The 24,598-nt window shown below is 65.0% G+C and carries 21 protein-coding genes; 15 read left to right on the top strand and 6 right to left on the bottom strand.

The annotated features are described in order from the left end of the window. Window positions 1-60: 60 nt before the first annotated feature. The 3 genes from XH83_RS29585 to XH83_RS29575 all read left to right on the top strand — a co-directional run bounded on the left by XH83_RS29585 (window position 61) and on the right by XH83_RS29575 (window position 3,621). On the top strand, window positions 61-1,107 hold the full coding sequence (locus tag XH83_RS29585) for a transglycosylase (RefSeq protein WP_194404149.1): 1,047 nt from the start codon (window positions 61-63) through the stop codon (window positions 1,105-1,107). 324 nt (window positions 1,108-1,431) lie between these two features. Beyond that, on the top strand, window positions 1,432-2,454 hold the full coding sequence (gene trpS / locus XH83_RS29580; protein ID WP_194404148.1) for a tryptophan--tRNA ligase: 1,023 nt from the start codon (window positions 1,432-1,434) through the stop codon (window positions 2,452-2,454). Between the two features lie 207 nt (window positions 2,455-2,661). Next, window positions 2,662-3,621, top strand: a complete 960-nt coding sequence (locus XH83_RS29575) for an MBL fold metallo-hydrolase (RefSeq protein WP_194404147.1) — start codon at window positions 2,662-2,664, stop codon at window positions 3,619-3,621. Between the two features lie 190 nt (window positions 3,622-3,811). Here the strand turns inward: XH83_RS29575 and XH83_RS29570 are convergent, their stop codons facing one another. Together XH83_RS29570 and XH83_RS29565 are read right to left on the bottom strand one after the other, a co-directional pair. Further along, window positions 3,812-4,219 carry a nuclear transport factor 2 family protein gene (locus XH83_RS29570; RefSeq protein ID WP_194404146.1) on the bottom strand — a complete coding sequence of 136 codons (408 nt, stop codon included), beginning with the start codon at window positions 4,217-4,219 and terminating at the stop codon, window positions 3,812-3,814. Between the two features lie 98 nt (window positions 4,220-4,317). Then, window positions 4,318-5,802: a mannitol dehydrogenase family protein gene (locus XH83_RS29565; RefSeq protein WP_194404145.1), complete on the bottom strand. Its 1,485-nt coding sequence runs from the start codon at window positions 5,800-5,802 to the stop codon at window positions 4,318-4,320. Between the two features lie 140 nt (window positions 5,803-5,942). Here XH83_RS29565 and XH83_RS29560 point away from each other — a divergent pair, with 140 nt between their 5' ends. The 6 genes from XH83_RS29560 (at window position 5,943) to uxuA (ending at window position 12,154) form a co-directional block, all read left to right on the top strand. Next, complete coding sequence (locus XH83_RS29560; protein ID WP_194404144.1) at window positions 5,943-6,755, top strand: FadR/GntR family transcriptional regulator; 813 nt, start codon at window positions 5,943-5,945, stop codon at window positions 6,753-6,755. Between the two features lie 82 nt (window positions 6,756-6,837). Continuing rightward, complete coding sequence (locus XH83_RS29555; protein WP_371746369.1) at window positions 6,838-7,803, top strand: sialic acid TRAP transporter substrate-binding protein SiaP; 966 nt, start codon at window positions 6,838-6,840, stop codon at window positions 7,801-7,803. 112 nt (window positions 7,804-7,915) lie between these two features. After that, window positions 7,916-8,494, top strand: a complete 579-nt coding sequence (locus XH83_RS29550; protein ID WP_194404142.1) for a TRAP transporter small permease — start codon at window positions 7,916-7,918, stop codon at window positions 8,492-8,494. Between the two features lie 4 nt (window positions 8,495-8,498). Then, on the top strand, window positions 8,499-9,905 hold the full coding sequence (locus XH83_RS29545; protein WP_194404141.1) for a TRAP transporter large permease: 1,407 nt from the start codon (window positions 8,499-8,501) through the stop codon (window positions 9,903-9,905). Beyond that, a complete protein-coding gene (locus XH83_RS29540) occupies window positions 9,902-10,951 on the top strand; it encodes an L-idonate 5-dehydrogenase (protein ID WP_194404140.1) in 1,050 nt (349 codons plus the stop codon). The genes XH83_RS29545 and XH83_RS29540 overlap by 4 nt, the downstream gene beginning before the upstream one ends. A gap of 12 nt (window positions 10,952-10,963) precedes the next feature. Then, window positions 10,964-12,154, top strand: a complete 1,191-nt coding sequence (gene uxuA / locus XH83_RS29535) for a mannonate dehydratase (RefSeq protein WP_194404139.1) — start codon at window positions 10,964-10,966, stop codon at window positions 12,152-12,154. A 108-nt stretch (window positions 12,155-12,262) separates the two neighbouring features. On the opposite strand, the gene XH83_RS29530 is transcribed toward uxuA, so the two are convergent. Next, entirely contained in the window at window positions 12,263-12,913 is a 651-nt protein-coding gene (locus XH83_RS29530; RefSeq protein ID WP_194404138.1) for a TetR/AcrR family transcriptional regulator, read from the bottom strand. Between the two features lie 207 nt (window positions 12,914-13,120). On the opposite strand from XH83_RS29530, the gene XH83_RS29525 reads away from it, so the two are divergent. After that, a complete protein-coding gene (locus XH83_RS29525; protein WP_194404137.1) occupies window positions 13,121-14,461 on the top strand; it encodes an MFS transporter in 1,341 nt (446 codons plus the stop codon). A gap of 23 nt (window positions 14,462-14,484) precedes the next feature. After that, window positions 14,485-15,981 (top strand): carboxylesterase/lipase family protein, encoded by a 1,497-nt coding sequence (locus tag XH83_RS29520; RefSeq protein ID WP_194404136.1) that lies wholly within the window; start codon window positions 14,485-14,487, stop codon window positions 15,979-15,981. Here XH83_RS29520 and XH83_RS29515 read toward each other — a convergent pair. Then, window positions 15,978-16,673, bottom strand: a complete 696-nt coding sequence (locus XH83_RS29515; RefSeq protein ID WP_194404135.1) for an aspartate/glutamate racemase family protein — start codon at window positions 16,671-16,673, stop codon at window positions 15,978-15,980. The two genes, XH83_RS29520 and XH83_RS29515, sit on opposite strands and share 4 nt — an antisense overlap. Before the next feature lie 863 nt (window positions 16,674-17,536). Between XH83_RS29515 and XH83_RS29510 the strand changes: the two genes are divergently transcribed. From XH83_RS29510 to XH83_RS29495, 4 genes are read left to right on the top strand one after another with little or no spacing between them, the layout of a single operon-like run. Next, entirely contained in the window at window positions 17,537-19,198 is a 1,662-nt protein-coding gene (locus XH83_RS29510; RefSeq protein WP_194404134.1) for a thiamine pyrophosphate-binding protein, read from the top strand. Between the two features lie 4 nt (window positions 19,199-19,202). Next, window positions 19,203-20,468, top strand: coding sequence for an FAD-binding oxidoreductase (locus XH83_RS29505; protein ID WP_194404133.1), 1,266 nt, complete (start codon window positions 19,203-19,205; stop codon window positions 20,466-20,468). Between the two features lie 9 nt (window positions 20,469-20,477). Beyond that, complete coding sequence (locus tag XH83_RS29500) at window positions 20,478-21,221, top strand: aspartate/glutamate racemase family protein (protein ID WP_194404132.1); 744 nt, start codon at window positions 20,478-20,480, stop codon at window positions 21,219-21,221. Between the two features lie 39 nt (window positions 21,222-21,260). Beyond that, entirely contained in the window at window positions 21,261-22,040 is a 780-nt protein-coding gene (locus XH83_RS29495; protein WP_194404131.1) for an SDR family NAD(P)-dependent oxidoreductase, read from the top strand. 6 nt (window positions 22,041-22,046) lie between these two features. Here the strand turns inward: XH83_RS29495 and XH83_RS29490 are convergent, their stop codons facing one another. Further along, window positions 22,047-22,841 (bottom strand): IclR family transcriptional regulator, encoded by a 795-nt coding sequence (locus XH83_RS29490; RefSeq protein WP_194404130.1) that lies wholly within the window; start codon window positions 22,839-22,841, stop codon window positions 22,047-22,049. Window positions 22,842-22,862: 21 nt separating this feature from the next. Next, window positions 22,863-24,596 carry an FAD-dependent oxidoreductase gene (locus XH83_RS29485; protein ID WP_194404129.1) on the bottom strand — a complete coding sequence of 578 codons (1,734 nt, stop codon included), beginning with the start codon at window positions 24,594-24,596 and terminating at the stop codon, window positions 22,863-22,865. Window positions 24,597-24,598: the final 2 nt, after the last annotated feature.

Here is a 24,598-nt window from a genome sequence, read left to right as displayed (position 1 = left end):
CACAGGCCGCAGGAACATGCCGACAGCCTTCGTACAGAAGCCATCCGTGGACTTCCGGCAATGAAGGTTTGGCAGACCGGCTGCACCGTGGCTGTTATCGCATCCGCGGGACTTTACCTGGCCGCCGGTAACAGACCGGCCGCGATGGCGCCGGATGTCATGCCGGAAGCGGCGGCGAGCATGGCCGCTCCTGCGAGCATGGCGTCGCCTGCGAACATGGTGACGCCTGCCTTGTACGCAGAGGCATCCGCCAGACTTGCGGCAGCCCTTCGGTCAGAAAGAGCAGCGCCTGGCTCGGAGGCGTCAGCAGGCTCCGGCCCTTTGAGCGCCGAAGCCGAGATCGTCGATGAACCCGTCGCGCCAAAATTGGCGTCGTTGGGACAGGATGTCGTTCAACCGCTGCCGCCGGAACGCGACGCGTCCATTGAGGCTCCGAAGGCGGCGTCGACGCAGGATTTTCGTTACCTGGTCTACTATGTCTGGTCCGAACTGCCGCCCGTCGAAAAACCGGCGGAGATCGTCTTGCGTGCGTTCAAGGACATTCCGGTCGGAACGCCGGCCGAAGAGATCAAGCGCGCCTCCGACGCGTTTGGACTCGATTTCAATTTCATGATGGCGGTCGCCAAGATCGAGTCCGGCTTCAATCCCAATCAACGCACCGGGTCGTATATCGGGCTGTTTCAGCTGAGCCACTATGAGTTCGGGAAGTTCGGCTTCGGGCAGATTCGCAGTCCGCGGGATAACGCCGTTGCGGCCGCCTACAAGATCTTCACCGAAGGCGTCCAGTTCGGATGGATCACGCACCGGACGCCGGACATGAGCGATCTCTACCTGATCCATCAGCAGGGCTGGGAAGGTGCCGCCGAGCACATCAGCAAGCCCGCTCGCCTCGCCTGGAAATCCATGTGCGCCAGCAGCGAAGGCAAGGAGAAGGGCGAGCGGTGGTGCAAGCGCGCAATTTGGGGCAATGCACTTCCGGCCTTCAAGCGCAGCTGGAAATCGGTCGAGAACGTGACGTCCGAGGCGTTCGTCGGCATGTGGCGCGGCCGGGTCGCTGAATTCTACGGGAAGTACGTGGCGACTGCTGCCGCGGCGGCAAGCCAATAATTCCGTTGTCGGCGGGGTTAGCTGACAAAGGATAAGCCGATCTGGACGCCTGCCGTTGGCAGTAGACCGGACGCGGTGCCGCGCCGGCCCGGACCGCCGCTTGTGACCCATATGAGACATCAAGCCAGCTTGCTTTCCTCTGAAATTTTGTCAGTATCGGCCGCATGACTGTCGTCGTGATCACGCTCGCGAAATTGTGGTGGCGCTCCACTTAGGAGCGGCACGGCTTTGTCATTCACTCAACCGTCGCCGCCGTTCATCGGCTTGCGAGGTTGCTTCATCAAAAGTCCGATTGAACGGCGGCTCCTAATTCGGAGAACCGCGATGCAAGATTCGTCAGCCAGCAGCCTCCCTGTTATCCTGACCGGCGACAGAACAACCGGACCGTTGCACTTAGGGCACTATGTCGGTTCGTTGAAGAACCGCGTCGCCCTGCAGACAACACACCGGCAGTATCTGCTGCTGGCGGACACCCAGGCACTCACCGACAACGCGCACAATCCCGGTCGGGTGCGTGACAATGTCCTTGAGATCGCGACAGACTACCTGGCCGTCGGGATCGACCCGACCCTGACCACGATCTGTCTTCAATCGCATCTCCCGGCGCTTGCGGATTTGACCCTTCTGTACATGAACTATGTAACGGTGGCCCGGCTCGAGCGTAACCCTACAATCAAGGACGAAATCCAGGCGCGAGGTTTTGGCAGAGATATTCCAGCAGGCTTTCTCTGCTATCCCGTCGCCCAGGCCGCCGACATCACCGGTTTCAAAGCGACGATTGTCCCGGTTGGGGAAGACCAAGCTCCATTGATCGAGCAAACCAATGAGGTCGTTCGCCGCATCAATCGCCAAGCTGGTATTGACGTGTTGCCCGAAGCCCGCGCGCTTATTCCTCGCGTCGGACGCCTTCCCGGCATCGATGGCAAGGCCAAAATGAGCAAGTCGCAGGGCAACGCTATTCAGCTATCAGCCACGGCCGATGAAATACGTGAGGCTGTCCGGCGTATGTTCACTGATCCAAACCATATAAAGGCATCCGACCCGGGTCGCGTCGAAGGCAACGTGGTTTTTACGTACCTGGATGCGTTCGACGAAGATCACGTTGCGGTTGAGGATTTGAAGGCACGCTATATCCGGGGCGGTTTGGGGGACAGCATTGTGAAGAAACGTCTGGATGGCGTGCTGCAAGCACTTCTCGCGCCAATCCGAGACCGTCGCCGCGCACTCGCTCGTGATCCCGGCTATGTGCTGCAAGTTGTCAAGCGTGGCACTGCGCAAGCGCGGGAGATAACAGATGCCACTTCGCGCGATGTTCGCGCCGCGCTTGGTCTATTCACCCTAAATTAAGCGCATTGGGGGCCAGCCAGAGTGTGTCCGCATCTGGCCCGTAGCTGACCTGCGCGGCGGCGTTCGCCGACAGCGGCTTTTTGACCCGAAGCCGACCTCGCGGCGCGATGATTGACGCGCGCCCGATCGTTTGCAACACTATTGGTTGAAATGCGAAATGTGCCTGGCGCGAATGCCGCTTTTATTTAGCGGTTCGTGGAGTCAGTCATGGCGACTTCCAAGAGGTCGGCTTTCTGCCTTTCCTGCATCACACTTTTTGCAAGCTTGCTCGCTATTGTCCCTGTGTCCGCCCAAGCGCAAGAGATTAAAGTTACGCTCTTAGGCACAGGATGCCCGCCACCTGTTATGGATCGGTTCGGCCCGAGCATCCTCGTCGAAGCGGGTGGGCAGAAGTTCATTTTCGACGCCGGCCGCGGTGCTCTTCAGCGGCTCACTCAGGTCAACGTGTTTTGGCATGATATCAACGGCGTGTTTCTTACCCACTTGCACTCGGATCACGTGGTTGGCTTTCCAGATCTGTGGCTGACCGGCTGGCTTTTTGGACGGCCTGGGCGGGATCGTCCATTGGAGGTGTGGGGACCAAGGGGGACGGTGCGCATGATGTCGTTTCTCGAGCAGGCGTTCGAATATGACATCCGGATTCGACTATACGACGACCGAGCGGCGCCAGACGGAGTGGTCATTCTCGCCAAGGACATCAGCGAGGGACTTGTCTATGAAAATAATGGCGTAAAGATCACAGCCTTCGAGGTAGACCACACGCCCGTGAAGCCGGCGTTTGGCTATCGCATCGATTATTCCGGTCGCTCGGTTGTCCTCTCTGGAGACACCCGTCTGTCTGAGAACCTCATCCGACATGCCCAAAACGTTGACCTGTTGATTCATGAAGTTGCTTCGCTCGAGACATTTCAGCGGATCGGAATCCCGCCAGAACGAACCGCGAGCATAATCGCCCATCACACGACTCCAGAACAGGCGGGCGAGGTATTCGGGCGGACAAAGCCGAAACTCGCGGTCTATTCACACCTCGCGATGCCAAATGCAACCGAGCAAGATGTAATTCCACCGACGCGGAAGACTTACTCAGGTCCATTGGAACTCGGTGAAGATCTCATGGTAATCGAGGTGGGTGAGAAGGTTGAGGTCCGAAGACCCGCCAAGCCTTAATCCAGGTTGAATCCACCGGCGGACTTGATCGGTAGCCCGGACCAATTTTGCTGAGCCACACGAGTCTGGATTTGGCCGCCCTTAGCGGTCATCGGTCTGCGACGCGTCGAGATCCACCTTCAAAGGCGAAACGGACTCGTTTTGAACTCGTGAGCTCGCGACCTGGAGCGCGCCCGCCCGCGTGTCCCGTTCAATGGACGCGGTGGCTCGTTCTATCGTCCTCGGCTTGCTCGACGATCTGCGCGATCGGGCTCGACTGGTGATGCACCAGGCGCCAGTCGTCGCCGACGCGGCGGAAATGGTTCGCAGCCGCCAGAGCGGTGCCGTCGACGATCTCGATGCAGAGCACGCGGGCACTGTCGCCGTCGACGATCGCCTGCGGCTCGGCGCAGGTGATCTGCGGTCTTTCCGGACTTTGCAGGATGTCGCGCCAGCTTCCGATCACCGTGGCGCGTCCGACGATCGCCGGCCAGCCGGGATGGATGCAGGAAATGCCGTCGTCATCCGCCCACATCTGTTCCATGCCGGCGAAGTCCCCCGCTGAAAAAGCGGCGTAAAAGGCCGCGTTGGCGGCGATGATCTTGCTGTCTTTTGCCATTGCTCTCGGGTGGGGCAAGGGCCGGCAAAAATCAAGCGCGACTTCCGTTCGACGTCGCGTTCGATTTGGACTGCAGTGCAGCATTGCCTGTTTTAGGGTCAGGCCGACACCAGCGTCTCCACGGCCCGTCGCGCGCCGTTGCTGTAGAGACGGCCGAGGGCCGCGGTCACGGCCTCGCGCAGCCGCGGCTCGGCGCCCAGCGGCCCGAACACTTGTCCGACGCCGAGCAGTGCCGGCGCGAGCCGCTCGGCAACAGGTCCCGCCTCACGCGCCAGCGCGGCGAACTCGCCGGCAAGGGGATCGCGCACGTCGATGGCGCGGCCCTGCTCGTCTGTTGCGCTGACGTAACGCATCCAGCCGGCGACCGCGAGCGCATGCGTTGAGATCGGCAGGTTCCGCGCGAGGCGATCCTGCATCGCGCCGAGCAGGCGCTGCGGCAGCTTTTGCGAGCCGTCCATCGCGATCTGCCAGGTGCGGTGATGCAGCGCCGAATTGGAAAAGCGCTTGAGCAGCGAGGCGCGATAGGCGGCGAGGTCCGTGCCTGCGGGCATGGTCAGCGTCACCGCGGCCTCTTCCATCACCTTTGCCGCGAGGCGCGCGAAAAGCGGATCCTGCATGGTGTCGGCGATGGTCTCGAAGCCTGCGAGATAGCCGAGATAGGCCAGCGCCGAATGGCTGGCGTTGAGCAGCCGCAGCTTCATCAGCTCGAACGGCTTCACGTCGCTGACGAGCTCGACGCCGGCTGCGGCGAGATCGGGCCGGCCCGCCGTGAAGCGGTCTTCGACCACCCATTGCGTGAACGGCTCGGTCATCACGGGCCAGGCGTCGCGCATGCCGAGGGCGTTCGAGACCGCGTCGCGGTCGGCATCGGTCGTTTCAGGAACGATGCGATCGACCATGGTGCAGGGGAAAGCGACCGTATCGGCGATCCACTTGGCGAGATCCTTCGATCGCAGCGCGGCGAACTGCGTCACGATGCGCTGCACGGTGTGGCCGTTGGCGGCGAGATTGTCGCAGCACAACACGGTGAAGGGCGGAAGACCCCGTGCGCGCCGCCGCGCCAGCGCAGCCACGACGAAGCCGGGCGCCGAGCGCGGCGCGTCGAAATTGTTGAGGTCGTGCACGACATCCGGATGCCGCTCGTCGAGATCGCCGGTCTGCGGCGTGTGGCAATATCCCTTTTCGGTGACGGTGAGCGAAACGATGCGAATGGCGGGATCGGCCATCCGCTCGACCAACGCTGCCGGCTTCTCGCGCGCGACCACACTGTCGAGCAGCGCGCCGATGACGCGGTGTTCGGTGCCTTCGGCCGAGCGCACGGCGACGGTGTAGAGATGATCCTGCGGGGCGAGGGCATCGCGCGTATCCGGGCTGCGCAGGCTCGCGCCGATGATGCCCCAGGCGGCACCGCCGGCGGCAATGCAGTCGTCGATGACAACCGCTTGATGCGCGCGGTGAAACGCGCCGAGACCAAGATGCACGATGCCGGGTGTGACTTGCGAACGGTGATAGGCCGGCCGGCGGATGCCCGGCGGCAGCCCGTCGAGATTGGCGCGGCCAAGACGCGCTGAACCTGGGCGCATGGACGTCTCCCCTTTGCTTTGCTGCTGCTTGACATGGCGCCCGTATCAGGTCAATGCTTCGGTCAATTGGTAAGACCAATTTTCCAAAATTGGCAGGCCGCGAGCGGGGAACCCCGCGCGACCCTTTCGGGAGGACCAGCGTGCCGCTGGAAGCTGTGGAGGCGAGACGGCTTTATCGCCAGGTCGCCGATCAATTGCGAAGCCTGATCGACAGCGGCGAGTACGCGGTCGGCAGTCGCTTGCCGACCGAGCGCGAGCTCGCCGAGCAGCTCAAGGTGTCGCGCCCGACCGTGCGCGAAGCCCTGATCGCGCTCGAGGTCGAAGGGCGCCTGCGCATCCGCGTCGGGTCCGGCATCTATGTGATCGAGCCCGCCGCAAGCGCCGCCCCCGCAGCCGCCTCCGTCATCGAGGGACCGTTCGAGCTGCTGCGCGCCCGCGAATTCCTGGAAAGCGCGATCGCCGAACAGGCCGCGCGTGTCGCGACCAGGGACGACATCGCCCGCATCGACGCCTCACTGCTGGCGATGGAGCAGGTTGAGCATCCCGGCGAAGCCTCGATGGTTCACGACCGCGCGTTTCATGTCGCGATCGCCGGCAGCCTCGGCAATGCCGTTCTGGTGCGCGTGGTCGGCGAGCTGTTCGACCAGCGCCTCAATCCCTATTTCGCGCAGCTTGCGCATTATTTCGAAAACCCGGGCACCTGGCGCACCGCGCTCGACGAGCATCGCGCCGTGCGCGAGGCGATCGCGGCGCATGATCCGGACGCCGCGCGCGAGGCGATGCGCGCCCATCTGGCGCGCTCGCAGGAGCGCTTCGCGCAGAATTTCGGCGCCGAGAACGCCGCAGGATCCTCTCCGGGGCGGAGCCGGGCCGCGCGAGCCCCGGCGAAGCCGGCGACACCAAAGCGCCCGGCGAAAAAGCGGGCCGGGAGCGGTCGCGCGCGGCAGCGATGAGATTGTACGGCCCGCATCCATGCCGGGGCGGGCGAACAAGAATCAGACTTGAACGATGGAGGAAAAGTCGATGTTGAAGAAAATGACGATTGCAGCCGTGATCTCTGCCGCTACGCTGCTGGCTGCGACCAGCGCCAGCACGGCGCAGACCAAGCTGAAATGGGCCCATGTCTACGAGACCTCGGAGCCGTTCCACACCGCTTCGGTCTGGGCCGCACAGGAGATCGGCAAGCGCACCAACGGGCGCTATGCGATCGACGTCTATCCGGCCTCGCAGCTCGGCAAGGAAGCCGACATCAACCAGGGCCTGTCGCTCGGCTCGGTCGACATCATCATCTCCGGCTCCAGCTTCGCCGCCAAGAGCTTCCCGCCGATCGGCGTGACCTATTATCCCTATACGTTCCGCGATGCCGATCATCTGCTCGCCTACACCAAGAGCGACATCTTCAAGGAGCTCGCCAAGGGCTATGAGGACAAGAGCGGCCACCACATCGTTGCGGTGACCTATTACGGCGTGCGCCAGACCTCGTCGAACAAGCCGATCAAGACCTGCGCCGACATGAAGGGCCTGAAGATGCGCGTGCCCGACGTGCCGGCCTACCTCGCCATGCCGCGCGCCTGCGGCGCCAACACCGCGCCGATCGCCTTCGCCGAAGTCTATCTCGCGCTCCAGAACGGCACCGTCGAGGCGCAGGAGAACCCGCTGACCACGATCGAGGCCAAGAAGTTCTACGAGGTGCAGAAGCACATCGTGCTGACCGGCCATATCGTCGATCACCTCAACACCGTGATCGCCGGCGCGCTGTGGAAGAAGCTCTCTGACGAGGACAAGAAGATCTTCACCGACGTGGCCCAGGAAGCCGCCGCCAAGGCCACCGGCGAGATCAAGCAGAACGAGGCCAAGCTGGTCGCCTTCTTCAAGGAGAAGGGCCTCACCGTGACCGAAGTCGACAAGAACGAGTTCCGCGACACCGTGCTGAAGAACGTCGCGTTCGAGACCTTCGGCTATCGCAAGGCCGACTGGGAAAAGATCCAGGCGGTGAAGTGACGACGTAGTCGTCATCCCGGGGCGGTCCGCAGGACCTAGCCCGGGATCTCGAGGTTCCGGGTCTGGTGCTAGCGCACCATCCCGGAACGACGATTTGGAGAGGAGCAACCCCATGTCCACCGCCGAAATCCACCGGCAGATCACCGCGGACGAGATCGCCCATACCTTCGAGGAGGAGGCGACGCCGAAGGTCGATCTCGGCATCTACGCGTTCGAGGACTGGGTGGCGCTGGCGATCTTCTGGGTGATGGCGCTCGCCGTCTTCCTGCAGTTCTTCACCCGTTACGTACTCAACGACAGCTACGCCTGGACCGAGGAGATCGCGACCTATTGCCTGATCGGCGTGGTCTTCATCGGCGCCTCGATGTGCGTGCGGCTGTCGCGGCACATCCAGGTCGACCTGCTCTACCGCTATCTCCCGCAGCCAGCGGGGCGCGCGCTGTCGACGGTGATAGACCTGATCCGGATCGCCTTCTTCGGCTACGCCACGAAACTGGTCTGGGTCTATATCCAGATCATCGGCGACGAGCAGATGACCACGATCAACTTCCCCAAGAACTACGTCTATTACGCCGTGCTGCTCGGTTTCGTGCTGATGTTCCTGCGCTCGTTGCAGGCGGCGGTGCAGCACTGGCGGCAGGGTTACTCGGTCCTCGAACGTCCGGGTGCCTACGACGGATCGGAGATATAACGTCATGCTGTTGTTGCTCGGAGGCTTTCTCGTCCTGATGCTGCTCGGCGTTCCCGTGGCGATCGCCATGGCCGCGTCGTCGCTGCTCTACATCCTGGTCAGCGGCGTGACGCCCGACGTCACGCTGGCACAGCGCATGATCGCCGGCGTGGAGAGCTTTCCTTTGCTTGCCGTGCCGTTCTTCATCCTGGCCGGCAACCTCATGAACATCGCCGGCGTCACCGGGCGCATCTACAAATTCGCCGTCGCCCTCGTGGGCTGGATGCGCGGCGGCCTCGGCCACGTCAATATCATCGGCTCGGTGATCTTCTCCGGCATGTCAGGCACCGCGATCGCGGACGCCGCCGGTCTCGGCACCATCGAGATCAAGGCGATGAAGGACCACGGCTACTCCACCGAGTTCTCGGTCGGCGTCACCGCGGCCTCGGCGACGCTCGGGCCCATCATCCCGCCGTCGCTGCCTTTCGTCATCTACGGCATGATGGCGAACGTCTCGATCGGCGCGCTGTTTCTCGGCGGCGTCATTCCGGGCGTCGTCCTGACGCTGTTCATGATGATCACCGTCACCTATTTCGCGCACAAAAACAAATGGGGCAGCGACACGCCGTTCTCCTGGCCGCAGCTCGGCTCGGCCGGCCTCGAGATCGTCATCGTGCTCTCGTTCCCGATGGCGATCTGGCTGATGGTGCTGGCCGGCCTCTCGGTCAACGTCGCGGTGGTCATCGGTCTCGGCACGCTGCTGGTGATCGACTGGTACTTCGACTTCTCGGCGGTGATGGCGCTGATGGCGCCGGTGATCCTGATCGGCGGCATGACGCTCGGCTGGTTCACGCCGACCGAAGCTGCGGTCGCCGCCGTGATCTGGTCGCTGTTCCTCGGCCTCGTCCGCTACCGCACCATGACGCTGCAAACCGTCGCGAAGGCGACGTTCGACACGATCGAGACCACGGCCTCGGTGCTGTTCATCGTCACGGCAGCATCGATCTTCGCCTGGCTGCTGACGGTGTCGCAGGCGGCGCAGACGCTGTCGGACTGGATGCTTAGCGTCACCCACAACAAATGGGTGTTCCTCGCGCTCGCCAACGTGCTGATCCTGTTCGTCGGCTGCTTCATCGACACCACGGCGGCGATCACCATTCTGGTGCCGATCCTGCTGCCGATCGTGCTCAAGCTCGGCATCGATCCCATTCATTTCGGCCTGATCATGACGCTGAACCTTATGATCGGCCTCTTGCATCCTCCGCTCGGCATGGTGCTGTTCGTGCTCGCGCGCGTCGCAAAGCTCTCGGTCGAGCGCACGACGGTGGCGATCCTGCCCTGGCTGGTGCCGCTGATGCTCGCGCTGATCGCGATCACCTACATCCCCGAACTGACCCTCTGGCTGCCAAAATACATGGGACTCTCCAAATGACCTCGACCGCTCTCGCCGCAACCCTGTTCGGTCCCGAAGATCTCCGCATGATCGAGCATCCGCTCGACAGGCTCGCCGACGGCATGGTGCGCATCCGCTTCGGCGCCGGTGGCATCTGCGGCTCGGACATGCACTATTTCCGCCATGCCCGGACCGGCGATTTCGTGGTGAAGTCGCCGCTGGTGCTCGGCCACGAGATCTCGGGCGAGGTCGTGGAGATCTCCGGCTCCGCAGCGAACCTGAAAGTCGGCGACCGTGTCGCCGTCAACCCGTCACGCTGGTGCGGCCATTGCGTCGCCTGTCGCGAGGGCAGGCCGAACCTGTGCGAGAACATCTACTTCATGGGCTCGGCGTCGAAGACGCCGCACATGCAGGGTGGTTTCGCCAATTATTTCGACGCGATCCCCGCGCAATGCGTCAAGATTCCCGACCACGTGTCCTATCAGGCCGCGGCCCTGGCCGAGCCGCTCTCCGTCTGCCTGCACGCGGTCGCGCGCGCCGGCAATATCGAGGGCAAGCGCGGCATCATCTTCGGTGCCGGCCCGATCGGGCTGCTGACCATGCTCGCTGCGCACCGCGCCGGCATGGCCGACGTCACGGTCGCCGATATCGCGCCGGCGCCGCTCGCCTTTGCGACCAGGCTCGGCGCTTCGCATGTCGAGAACGTTTCCGCCGGCGAGGAAGGCCTGAAGGCCCAGGCTGCGGCGCGTCCCTATGACGTTGCCTTCGAGGTCTCGGGCACGGCCGCAGGCCTTGCCAGCGCGATCGGCATCGTCAGGCGCGGTGGCGTCGTGGTGCAGATCGGCAATCTGCCGGGCGGCCAGATCCCGACGCCGTCGAATGCGGTAATGGCGAAGGAGATCGACCTGCGCGGCTCGTTCCGCTTCGGCTTCGAGTTCATGACCGCGGTGGAGCTGATCTCCAATGGCAGCGTCGACGTGTTGTCGCTGGTCACCGCCGAGCGTCCGCTGTCGACCGCGCCGGATGCGCTGCGGCTGGCGCTCGACCGCTCGCAGAGCGTCAAGGTCGTGCTGACCGCGAACTGATCGGAGGGATTCATGATGTTGGAGGGATGGCGCTGGTACGGACCCGATGATCCGGTCTCGCTCGACGACGTGAGGCAGGCCGGGGCGAGCGACATCGTCTCGGCGCTGCATCAGGTGCCGATCGGGGAGGCCTGGACGCGCAAGGCAGTCGAGGAGCGCAAGAACTTCATCGAGAACGGCCAGCCGGGCCGCTCGCAGCTGACATGGTCGGTGGTGGAATCGATTCCGATCCCCGACGACGTCAAGCGTCTCGGCGGCAAAGCGACCAAGTCGATCGAGGCCTGGATCGCGAGCCTGGAGGCGGTCGCGAGCGCCGGCATCAGGATCATCTGCTACAACTTCATGCCGGTCGTGGATTGGTGCCGCACCGATCTCGAATGGGAGCTGCCGAACGGCGCCCGCGCCATGCGCTTCGACCAGGACCGCTTTGCCGCCTTCGAGCTGCATATCCTGAAGCGTCCGGCCGCGGTTCGGGAATATTCGCCGGAGCAGCAGGCCCGCGCGAAAGCGTTGTTCGAGAAGATGAGCCAGGCCGATATCGACTATCTCGTCATGGTGATCGCCAGCGCGCTGCCGGGCTCGACCACCGAGCCGATGACCATCCCGCAATTCCGGGACCGCCTCGAGACCTATCGCGACATCACGCCAAAGATCCTGCGGCAGCATCTCGCCGAGTTCCTGGCGCGCGTGACGCCGGTCGCCGAGCAGCTCGGGGTGTCGCTGACCTTGCATCCGGACGATCCGCCGCGCCCGCTGTTCGGCCTGCCGCGCATCGCCTCGTCAGGCGACGACTATCAGGCGCTGTTCGACGCCGTGCCGTCCAAGGCCAACGGCATCTGCCTGTGCACGGGCTCGCTCGGCGTGCGCGCGGAGAACAATCTGCCTGAAATGGCCGAACGCTTCGGCCCGCGCATCGCCTTTGCGCATCTGCGCGCGACCAAGCGCGAGGCGGACGGGCTGTCGTTCTACGAGTCCGATCATCTCGACGGCGATGTCGACATGGTCGCGGTGCTGAAGGCGCTGCTGAAGGAGAACGCGAAGCGCGCGCCGGACAAGAGGATCGTGTTCCGTCCCGACCACGGCCACCGCATGCTCGACGATCTCGCTGCCACCAAGCGCACCAACCCCGGCTACACCGCCATCGGCCGCCTGCGCGGCCTCGCCGAGCTGCGCGGTGCGATCCGCGCGATCGAGCATCGGTAGGGGGCTCTGAAGGCCGTGTGCCCCGGACGCAGCGCAGCGCTCCTTCAGCGGTGCGCTGCAGATCCGGGACACGAGACAATGTGACGCGATCGCCGCCCGCTTGCTGCTTCACCCCTTCGCCCCCAGCCACGCCAAAATCATCTCGACGATCTGCGTCCGGCTCTTCGCCAAGACCTTCGGCTCGCTCAGATCCCGATCGAACAGCGCGCCGAACGTGTGGCGGTTGGCGACGCGGAAGAAGCAATAGGAGGAGATGGCGAGATGCAGATCGATGGCATCGACGTCGTCGCGGAAGACGCCTTCCGCGCGGCCGCGCTTCAAAATGCCGTCGAGGGTTGCGATCACGCTGGCATTGAGCTGGCGCAGCTGCAAATTCTGCTTCAGGTGCTTGCCGTGGTGGATGTTCTCGATTGAGACGAGGCGGATGAAGTTCGGGTTTCGCTCGTCGTGGTCGAAGGTCGCTTCGATCAGCCGGCGCAGTCCCTCGCGTGCGTCGCAGCTCGCAATGTCGAGCTGGTCCTCCAGCGCGCGGATGCTGCGATAAGCCTCTTCGAGCACCGCGAGGTAGAGCTGCTCCTTGCCGCCGAAATAATAGTAGATCATGCGCTTGGAGGTGCGCGTCCGCGCCGCGATCGCATCGACGCGCGCGCCGGAATAGCCTTCCGAGGCGAATTCGGCCATCGCCACTTCGAGGATGTCGCGCTTGGTGCGCTCGGGGTCGTTGGTGCGCTTCGATGGGGGCGGCATGCGCTCGAGCATTGCTGTTACTCCCGCCAGTTTCCACGGATCACCTTGAAGGTGAAGGCAAATTTGGCGCCTTCCGGCGGTGATCCAACGCGTATTGCATAAACGTACTAGTTCGTACATTATGGCGTAAAACCACTGCTGCGGCAATCTGAACCAGAAACGCGCGCGAGGCGGCCCGCCTGACGCGAACCGCACCGGCCACATGGGGAGGAGATTCGAATGACGTTGACGTCAACCGCGGCGCTGCGCGCGTCATCCGGCGCGGAAGCCGCGCAAGACAAGCTGCCCAAGCGCGCCGCGCTGGTCAGCTTCGTCGGCAGCATGCTCGAATACTACGATTTCTTCATCTACGGCACCGCGGCGGCGCTGATCTTTCCAAAAGTGTTCTTCGCCAATGTCGATCCTTCGACGGCGACGCTGCTCGCGCTGCTGTCCTTCGGCATCGGCTACATCGCCCGGCCGGTCGGCGCCGTCATCCTCGGCCATTTCGGCGACCGCATCGGCCGCAAGACGGTGCTGCTGTTCACGCTGGTGCTGATGGGCGGCTCGACGCTCGCGATCGGCCTGCTGCCGGATGCCAAGGCGATCGGCAATGCCGCGCCTGTCATCCTGACGCTGCTGCGCCTGCTGCAAGGCCTGTCTGCCGCCGGCGAGCAGAGCGGGGCGAACTCGCTGACGCTGGAGCATTCCGCCAATTCCAACCGCGCCTTCTTCACGAGCTGGACCTTGAGCGGCACCCAGGCCGGCGCGATCCTGGCAACGCTGGTTTTCATCCCGGTGTCGAGCCTGCCGGAAGACCAGCTCCTGAGCTGGGGCTGGCGCATTCCCTTCCTGCTCTCCGCGCTGGTGCTGCTGGTTGCCTATCTGGTGCGGCGGACCATGCCCGAAACGCCCGTGTTCGAGGACATCAAGGACAAGGCGCAAGTGGCGCGCTTCCCCGTCGTTACGCTGCTGCGCGACTACTGGCCCGATGTGCTGCGCGTGATCGTCTGCGCGCTGATCGCCACCGTCAGCACCATGACCGCCGTGTTCGCGCTCGGCTATGTCACCTCCAAGTTCGGCGTGGCGCGTCCGACCATGCTGTGGGCCGGCGTGCTCGGCAACGTCACCGCGCTGATCACCCAGCCGCTGTGGGCCTTGCTGGCGGACAAGATCGGCCGCAAGCCGGTGTTCATCGGCGGCGTGCTGGGCTGCGCGGTGCTCGTGTTCCCCTATTTCATGCTGGTGACCTCAGGCAATACGCCGACGATCTTCGCCGCGGCGATGATCCTCTCGGGCATCGTCTATGCCGCGCCCAACGCGATCTGGCCGTCCTTCTATGCCGAGATGTTCGAGGCGCGCGTGCGCTATTCCGGCACCGCGATCGGCACCCAGCTCGGCTTCCTGGCCGCCGGCTTCACGCCGCTGGTGAGCGCGAGCCTGGTCGGCGAGGGACCGAACGGCTGGATTCCGGTCGCGATCTTCGTTGCCTGTTGCTGCGTGATCTCGGCGGCGGCCGCGGCGACCGCGCGCGAAACCCACACCGTCGACATCGCTGATCTCGGCAAGCGGCGTGCTTGAGCGACGGGCAGGGTGACAATCGCATGTTGACCAATGCAGTTTCGACCACGAGCGGGCCCGTCACAGGTCTCGTGCAGAACGGCATGCGCGTCTTCAAGGGCGTGCCTTATGCGACGGCGCGCCGCTTCGCGAAGGCGGTGCCGCCGGCTGGCTGGACGGCGCCGCTGATTTGCACGGATTTCGGTCCTTACGCGCCGCAACCCGGTCATCTCGATCATGCCATTGAGGAAGCCTGTCTCAGCCTGAACATCTGGGCGCCGGCGGGGGCCGATCGTCTGCTGCCGGTGCTGTTCTTCGTCCATGGCGGCGCCTTCGTCACCGGCGGCGGTGCGGACTATGACGGCGCCTTCCTCGCCGCGAACGGCCCGGCGGTGATCGTCACCATCAACTACCGGCTTGGCCCGCTCGGATTCCTGCAGCTGCATCGTCACGGCCTTCACGAGGCCAACAACCTCGCGCTCCAGGATACGCTCGCCGCGCTTCATTGGGTGCGCGCCAATATCGCGAATTTCGGCGGCGATCCTGACGCAATCACATTGTCCGGCCAGTCGGCTGGCGCCTCCATGGTGATCGCGCTCGCGACCTTGCCTCAGGCGAGGGGAAAATTCATCCGCGCGCTCGCGCTCAGCGCGCCCGGGCGAACCATCATGCGCGCCGATCACGCCGACGACGTCGCGCGCCGCGTGCTCGACGAGCTCGAACTGGCGCGCGACCCAGCCGCGATCGGGTCCGTGCCACTGCCAAAACTGTTCGCTGCGGTGGAGCGGGTCGGCCGCAGGCTGGCGGACGAGACCGAGCAGGGCACGTTGTTCGGGCCGGTGCTCGACGGCGCCGTGATCCCGCGCGAGCCGCGCGATGTCTTCGCCAGTGGGGCCTTGCGCGACATTCCGCTCTGGCTCGGCTCCTGCCGCGACGAGATGGTGATGTTCCTGAAAAGCACGCCGCCGGCCGCGATGATCCGCGCCACCGAGCGGCAGCTGCGCGCCTCATTCGGCGATACCGGCTGGGAGCGCCTGTTGTCCTCATACCGTGCCACCGCGCGCGCCGATGAGGATCCGTACGAGGCGCTGTTGTCGGATGCGTTCTGGCATCGCCCGATGGCCGATCTCGCGCGGCTGCAGGCCGGGGCGGGCGGCGCAGTGTGGCTCAGCCGGTTCGATCACCGACCGGCGCTGGAGCCGTTCCTGTCGCAAGGCCCGACCCACGGTGCCGACAACGCCTGTCTCTGGGCGCATCTGCCTGATTTCGTCGATCGCCCGATCCTGAAGCGCAAGGGCGGCCCGATGATGCCTGACGACGTCGAGGTCGCGGCGCGTTTTCAGGCCGATGTGCTGCGCTTCGTCACGACCGGCGTGCCCGACGCCGCGGAGGCCTGGCCGCGGTTCACGTCAGGCAACGAGCCGCTCGCGATTTTCGGCCAGCCGTTCCATGTCGTCTCTCTCAAAGACGAGGTGCGGTCGCGGCTATGGACGGAGCTGCTGGCGCAATTGGGCGGGCCCAAGGCGCGAGGCGTCGCTTAAGATCCCCCGATGGCGAAATCCGCCGCCGTCTCCGCGTGAATGGCCGTGGTGTCGAACGTCTCGACCGAGGTATCATCGGGCCCGACCAGCATCGTGATCTCGGTGCAGCCCAGGATGATGCAGTCCGCACCGGCGGCGACGAGCGCTGCCATCACGTCCCGATAGCGGCGACGCGAGGGGTCAGTGACGATTCCAAGGCACAGCTCGTCATAGATGATGCGGTTGACGTCGGCGCGCGCCTCGGTGGGAGGAACCAGCACGTCGAGATCATGCGCGCGCAACCGGTCGACGTAAAAGTCCTCCTCCATCGTGAACTTGGTGCCGAGCAGCCCGACCCGCCGGTAGCCTTTCGCCCGGATCCGCTGCGCCGTCGCATCGCCGATGTGAATGAACGGAATGCTGACGCCAGAGATGATCTCGGGCGCCAGCTTGTGCATCGTGTTCGTGCACAGCACGATCGCCCGTGCACCAGCGCTTTCGAGACGCCGCGCGACCTCGGCGAGGCTGGCCGCCGCCTCTGCCCAGCGGCCCGCATATTGCATCTGCTTGATCTTCTCGAAATCGTAGGAGTACAGCAGCAGCGGAGCCGAATGCAGCTTGCCCATGCGTTCGCGGACGCGCTCGTTGATCAGCTTGTAATAGAGCGCCGTGCTCTCCCAGCTCATGCCGCCGATCAGGCCGATGGTCTGCATTCCGGTGTCCCCGTTGAGTTCGGCCGGATCGTAGACGAAAACGTCGCGGCTCGGTAGCCGCCGCAAGTGCATGCGGTCTGGGCAGCGCACGCGTGCCTGTGTCGGCCTCTGTCAAGCGCAGCGTCAAAAATATTCTACTTTACCGAAATTCGGTTTCGGCGTATGTGTCGTCCATCCCGATCCGGCGAAAGGGGCGGTCGTACGTCGTTTCGAACCGCGGATCGGGGAGCGGTGGACGCAGGCGGCGTCGTGCACGACAGGCGGGAGCAGGGCGGGATCAACCCCGTGAGGTCCTGGCCGCGTGCGGACGAGCGGCGCTGAAGCGTACGGCCAAATCGCGTGGTCCTGGCTGTCGTTGCTACAGTCAAGCCTTGCGGAGGTGCGCCGAGCCCAACCGGGCAAGGCGCGCCGTCAATCCGCGAGACGAGGGAGGCCAAAGGAAAGGTCGGCTCCCGGGAGAGCGCGCCATACGCCGTCAAACATCGCGCAGGGAAGGCCGGACGTTTCCGGCTTCACCTGTCATCCGTTGTGCATTGCGTGTGCATTTTCATCGCACGACGGACAAGCGGGTGCCAGCCGGCGCCCGGCCTTCCCTGCGCCCTTTCATTGAGGGCGTGACGAGAAGCGCAAGACTCGGGCGCAAGGCGCTGCGAGAAGGCGAAGGCGCGTCTGCAAGCGAGATGGAGAAGAGCGATGCTGTTGCGTCATACTCCGTCATTGCGAGCAGCCTGTCGTGCAGGGGGCACGGACCGGCATGACGCCTGCGCAGGCTATGATCGCCTTTGGCGCTTGCGCGCTCTGTCGGCGTGTCTTACCCAGTTCGGCGAATAATGGCGTATCGCCAGAGCCTTGAGGGAGCCGACATGACCATCCGCAACACCCGCACCGGCGGCCAGATCCTGATCGATCAGCTCGTCGCGCAAGGCGTCGACCGCGTCACCTGCGTGCCCGGTGAGAGCTACCTGGCGGCCCTCGATGCGCTGCATGACAGCCCGATTGACGTCGTGATCTGCCGCGCCGAAGGCGGCGCTGCCATGATGGCGGAAGCCTACGGCAAGCTCACCGGGCGGCCCGGGATCTGCTTCGTCACCCGCGGCCCCGGCGCCACCAATGCCAGCCACGGCGTCCATATCGCCATGCAGGATTCGACGCCGATGATCCTGTTCGTCGGCCAGGTCGACACCGGCATGCGCGAGCGTGAGGCGTTCCAGGAGCTCGACTACAAGGCCGTGTTCGGCTCCATGGCGAAATGGGCGGTCGAGATCGACCGTCCCGACCGCATTCCGGAGCTCGTGGCGCGCGCCTTCCGCGTCGCCATGCAGGGCCGCCCCGGTCCCGTGGTGATCGCGCTGCCGGAGAACATGCTGACCGAGACTGCCGCCGTTGCCGATGCCATGCGCATCGAGCCGGCGGTGAGCTGGCCCGCCCCGGCCGATCTCGAAAAGCTCGGCGCCATGCTCGCGGGCGCCAAGGCGCCGCTGGTCATCCTCGGCGGCTCGCGCTGGACCGACGAGGCGACCAAGAGCATCGCGCGCTTTGCCGAGCGCTTCGACCTGCCGGTCGCGACCTCGTTCCGCCGGGCCTCGCTGATCGATGCCGATCATTCGCATTATGCCGGCGATCTCGGCATCGGACCGAGCCCGGGTCTGAAGGCGCGCATCGACAACGCCGACGTCGTCCTGCTGATCGGCGGCCGCATGTCTGAGATGCCGTCCTCGTCCTACACACTGTTCGACATTCCCAATCCGAAGCAGAAGCTGGTTCACGTACATCCCGGCTCCGAAGAGCTCGGCCGCGTCTATCAGCCTGATCTGGCGATCCAGGCAACGCCCGCCGCGTTCGCTGCCGCCGTCGAGACGCTGAAGCCCGCGGGCGCAATTGCCTGGAAGGGCGAGGCCGCCAAGGCGCATGCCGATTACCTCGCCTGGACCGACAAGGCGCGCGAGCTGCCCGGCACGTTCCAGTACGGCCAGGTCATGACCTGGCTGCGCGACCGGCTGCCGAAGGACGCCATCGTCTGCAATGGCGCCGGCAATTATGCCGGATGGATCCATCGCCATCACCGCTTCCACAGCTTTGCGGCGCAGCTGGCGCCGACCTCGGGCTCGATGGGCTATGGCGTGCCAGCGGCGGTGCTTGCGAAACGGCAATATCCGGATCGGATCGTCGTCGCCTTCGCCGGCGACGGCTGCTTCCTGATGAACGGCCAGGAGTTCGCCACCGCCGTGCAGTACGATGCGCCGCTGATCGCCATCGTCGTCGACAATGCGCAATACGGCACCATCCGCATGCACCAGGAGCGCGATTATCCCGGCCGCGTCGTCGGCACCCAGCTCAAGAATCCCGACTTTGCGATGTATGCGAAGGCGTTCGGCGGACATGGCGAGCGCGTCGAGCGCACGGAAGAGTTCGCGCCGGCGTTCGAGCGCGCGCTGGCCTCGGGCAAGCCGTCGATCCTCCACTGCATCATCGATCCCAGGGCGATCTCCGTCGGCAAGGACTTTACGCCGGCGGTGAAGGCTTAAAGCGATGGCGCCCGGTCGCCATGTCGCCATCATCGGTGCTGGCGCGGTCGGTGTGATCAGCGCCATCGAGGCGCTGCGCGAGGGCCACCGCGTCACGCTGATCGATCCGGGCGAGCCCGGCGGCGAGCAGGCGGCAAGCTATGGCAATGCCGGCTGGCTGTCGTCGCATTCGGTGATCCCGCCGGCCGAGCCGGGCATCTGGAAGAAGGTGCCGGGCTATTTGATGGACCCGTTAGGGCCGCTCGCGATCCGCTGGTCGTATCTGCCGAAGGCGCTGCCTTGGCTGATCAAATATCTGCTCTCGGGGTGGACCGCGGCGCGGGTTGAGACCACGGCGTTCGCGCTACGCGATCTCCTCAAGGACGCGCCGCTGCTGCACCGGAAGCTGGCCGAAGAAGCTGGTGTCCCCGAGCTGATCGAGCGCAATGGCGTCATGCATGTGTTTCCCTCGCGCGGCAATTTCGACAATGATCTCGGCTGGCGCCTGCGCCGGAAGGTCGGCGTCGAATGGCTGGAGCTTTCCGCCGACGAGATGCGCCAGCGCGAGCCTGACCTGCATTCGCGCTACACCTTTGGCGTGGTGGTGGAAGAGGCCGGCCGCTGCCGCGATCCCGGCGCTTATGTCGCAGCCCTCGCCAATCATGCGACCGCTGGCGGAGCCAAGCATATACGGGCCAAGGCGACCGGCTTGAGGCTCGACGGCGACAAGCTCGTCGCCGTTGTCACCGAGACCGGCGAGATACCTTGCGATGCTGCGGTGGTGGCCGCCGGTGCGCGATCGAAGCAGCTCACCGCCTCCGTCGGCGATTTCCTGCCGCTGGAGACCGAGCGCGGCTATCACGTCATGATCGAGAATCCGGAAACAGGTCCGCGCAGTTCGATGATGGCGTCTGACGCCAAGATGGTGGTGAACTGGACCAACAAGGGCCTGCGCGCCGCCGGCACCGTCGAGATCGCGGGCCTTGAGGCCGCGCCGAACTGGAAACGCGCCGAGATCCTGCGCGATCATCTTCTCGGCATGTTCCCGAAACTGCCGAAGGACATTCCAGCTTCGCGCATCAAGACGTGGTTCGGCCATCGGCCGAGCATGCCGGACGGGCGCCCCTGTATCGGCCATGCGCGCGCCTCGCGTGATATCGTCTATGCTTTCGGCCATGGCCATGTCGGCCTGGTCGGCTCGGCCCGTACCGGCCGCCTTGTCGCGCAGCTCCTCAGCGGCAAGCCGCCCGAAATTCCGCTTCTCCCTTTCGCGCCCGAACGTTTCCTCTGAGGTCGCAACATGACTTATCCTGCCAACTCGTCATCCCGGATCGCCCGTGGCGGCAAGGCCATCTATGGTGCGCCGCTCGGCATCTTGATGCTGGAAGCGCGCTTTCCCCGCATTCCCGGCGACATGGGCAACGGCACGACCTGGCCGTTTCCCGTGCTCTATCGCGTGGTGAGCGGCGCCTCTCCCGAGAAGGTGGTGCTGAAGGGCGCGGCCGGCCTGCTGCCTGACTTCATCGACGCGGCGAAGGATCTGGTGCGGCTGGGCGCCGAAGCCATCACGACCAATTGCGGCTTCCTCTCGCTGTTCCAGAAGGAGATCGCGGCCGCGGTCGGCGTGCCCGTTGCGACCTCGTCGCTGATGCAGGTGCCGTGGGTGCAGGCGACCCTGCCGCCGGGCAAGCGCGTCGGTCTCGTCACGGTCTCGGGCTCGACCCTGACGCCGGCCCATCTCGAAGGCGCCGGCGTGCCGCTCGATACGCCGCTGGTCGGCACCGAGAACGGCAAGGAGTTCTTTCGCGTCCTGATCAAGGCCGAGAAGGACGACATGGACATCGCACAGGCCGAGCGCGACGTGGTCGAGGCCGGCAAGCAGCTCGTCGCCAAGAATCCTGACGTCGGCGCCATCGTGCTCGAATGCACCAACATGCCGCCTTACGCGGCGGCGCTTCAGGCCGAGGTCGGGTTGCCCGTCTACGACATCTATTCCATGATCACCTGGTTTCATGCTGGACTGCGCCCGCGCGTCTTTGCGTGAGCGCGTCCGCGACATCGTCACAAGTCCTGGAGTGAGCCCATGAAACTATCCGGCAAGGTCGCCGCCATCACCGGCGCGGCGCGCGGCATCGGCAAGGCCTGTGCGAAGAGATTTTTGGACGACGGCGTCAAGGTCGTCATCTCCGACGTCGATGCCCAGGGCCTTGCCGCGACGGCCGCCGAGTTGGGCCGCCCGGACGCCCTGCGCACCGTTGTCGGCAACGTGGCCAAGCGTGCCGATGTCGATCAGCTCGTCGCCACCGCCGTGAAGGAATTCGGCCGGCTCGACATCATGGTCAACAATGCGGGCGTCGCCCGCAACCGGGACATCCTGGAGATCTCCGAAGAGGAGTTCGACGAGATCATCGGCATCAACCTGAAGGGTGCGTTCTTCGGTGTGCAGGCCGCGGCCAAGCAGATGATCGCGCAAGGTGGCGGCGGCGTCATCATCAACATGTCCTCGGTGAACGCGCTGCTGGCGATCCCGGCTCTCGCGACCTATGCGATGTCCAAGGGCGGCATGAAGCAGCTGACGTCGGTCGCCGCCGTCGCGCTCGCTCCGCACAACATCCGGGTCGTGGCGGTCGGGCCGGGCACGATTTTGACCGACATGGTCGCGTCGTCGATCTACACATCGGAGGAGGCCCGCAAGACCGTGATGTCCCGCACGCCTGCGGGGCGCGGCGGTGAGCCGAGCGAGGTGGCCTCCGTCGTCGCGTTCCTCGCGAGTGACGATGCGTCCTACATCACGGGACAGACGATCTATCCGGACGGTGGGCGGTTGATCCTGAACTACACGGTGCCGGTGAAGGAGAAATAGAGGCACTCACTCCGCGGCAGCGGTGATCCCGTGACCCAGCCGCTTCGAGATGCCGCCGGCGCAATCCCGCAAAGCATGCGCGATCGGGCTGTCCCAGCGCGCATCGAAGGTACCTTCCGGCCCCATCGCGGTGATGACCAGCGCGACGTGACCGGAATGGTCGAACACGGGGGCCGAGAACGCGTTGACGCCGGGCAGGGGATCGCCGAGCGCGCGGGCGAGGCCGTGCTTGCGCACCTCGGTCAGCATCTCCGCGACCTTGGCGCCCTTCACCGCGCGCTTGGGATTGTAACCGACGCCGTGACGGTCGAGGCCGCTCTCGAGCGCGGCGTTGATCGTCTTCTCCGGCAGGAAGGCCGCAAACGCCCGGCCGGTCGCGGTCTCCAGCAATGCCATCACCGAGCCGGCGCGCATGACGATGTGGACCGGCTGAGCCGGCTCTTCGAGCTGGACCACGGTCGGACCGTGCGTGCCCCATACGGCGAGGGACACCGCATGTCCGATCTGGCTCGCGAGCGCGGCGATCTTCGGCCTTGCGATGTGCACGCCGGAGAGCCGGCGCAGGCTGATCAGGCCGAGCTCCAGCGCCAGCGCGCCGATCTCGTAGCGGCCGGTGGTCTCGTCCTGCTCGATCAGGCCGATGCGCGAGAAGCTGGCAAGATAAGGGTGCGCCTTGGCCGGCGTCATGCCGGCCTCGCGCGCGAGATCGCGCAGCATCATCGGCTCGCCGCTGCGGGCGAGCGCGCGAAGCAGTTCTCCGCCGACCTCGATGGACTGAATGCCGCGGCTTTCTCTCTTCATGCGCCTCCGATGCGCTTGGCTTTAGGCCGCGTCGCGCTTGGCGGCGCTGTCGGCGAGATGCCGGCCGGCAATGTAGCCGAAGGTCAGCGCGGGCCCAAGCGTGATACCGGCGCCGGGATAATTGCCGCCCATGATGCTCGCCATGTCGTTGCCGGCGGCATAAAGCCCGGGAATCACCCGTCCCTCGGCATCGAGCGCCCGGGCATTCGCGTCGGTGACGATGCCGGCATAGGTGCCGAGGTCGCCGACCACCATCTTGATGGCATAGAACGGCCCGTTCTCGATTGGCGCGACGCAGGGATTCGGGCCGTGCATCGCATCGCCCTGGTAGCGGTTATAGGCCTTCGAACCCTTGCCGAAGGCGGCGTCATGACCTTGCGGCGCGGTCGCATTGAACTGCCTGACCGTCTCGGCGAATGCCCTGGCATCGATGCCGGTCTTCGCCGCCAGCGCCTCCAGCGTATCGCCGCGCATGAGATAGCCGGTCTCGAGGTGATGACCCAGCGGCATCGGGAAGGGCGGCACGCAGCCGAGGCCATATTTGCGCAGCGTCTTGTGATCGCAGACGAGATAGGCCGCGATCTCCTCGCCGGGCTTGGCCGCCTTGATCATGGCCTGGACGAAGTCGTGATAGGAGTTGCCCTCATTGGCAAAGCGCTTGCCGTCGCGCATCACCGCGATGACGCCGGGCTTGGCGCGGTCGATGAAATGCGGCATCACGCCCTTCGAGCCGTCCTTGCGCGTCGTCAGCGACACCGGCACCCAGGCCGCCGCGTTGGGCAGGCGGTCCTCGACATGGCCGCCGGCGCGTTCAGCGAGACGCAGGCCGTCACCGGTGTTGCCGGTAGGCCCCGGCGAATAATGCTCGTTCCCGGTCGGCGCGTGCGGAAACATCTTTTTGCGGCGCTCGACGTCGTGCGGGAAACCGCCGCAGGCGAGTACGACGCCGTGTCGCGCGCAGACGCGGACTTCGCGTCCCTCGCGCGACACGATGGCGCCGGTGACCGCACCGTTCTCGACCGTCAGCTCGCGCACGGGCGAGGACAGCCACATCGGAATCTTCAGGTCGAGCGCGGATTTGGCAAGGCGCCCCGCAAGCGCATTGCCATTGGTCAGCATCATGCCGCGGCCATAGCGCAGCACGTCCATCAGGTGTCGCGACAGGCGTTTGGCGACGTAGACCGCGGAGGTCAGCGACTTCGTCACGCGCATGAAGTGGATGATCTCCTTGCCGCTTCCGAGCATCATGCCGAACACGGTGAGCTCGGGCAGCGGCATGCCCAGCGACTTGATGAGGTCGCCGAGCTCGCGGCCGTCGAACGGACGCGTCACCATGGAGCGACCGCCTTGCGCGCCGCCGGGCGCCTCGGCGTGATAGTCCGGAAACACCAGCGGCATGTCGAAGCGCAGCGCCGTCTTGGTGGTGAAGAAATCGACCGCCTCGGGGCCGGCCGTGAGAAATGCATCGACGCGTTCCGCATCGAAATTGTTGCCGGCTTCGTGCCGCAAATAAGTGCGGGCCTGCTCCGGCGTTTCCGCGATGCCATAGGCCTTCGCCAGCGAGGTGCCGGGAATCCAGAGCCAGCCTCCGGAGCGGGCGGTGGTGCCGCCGAAGCGCGGCTCCTTCTCGACGATCAAGACGTCGAGGCCGCGGGAGCGGGCTGTGATCGCGGCCGACATGCCGGAGCAGCCCGATCCGGCCACGAGCACATCGCACTCGTAGGTTTCGCTTGCGCCATGCCCGTTGCCTGTCATCT

Origin of the sequence: Bradyrhizobium sp. CCBAU 53351 (assembly GCF_015291745.1) — a bacterium.
Classification (GTDB): domain Bacteria; phylum Pseudomonadota; class Alphaproteobacteria; order Rhizobiales; family Xanthobacteraceae; genus Bradyrhizobium.
This window is presented reverse-complemented; position numbering and strand designations above follow the sequence as displayed.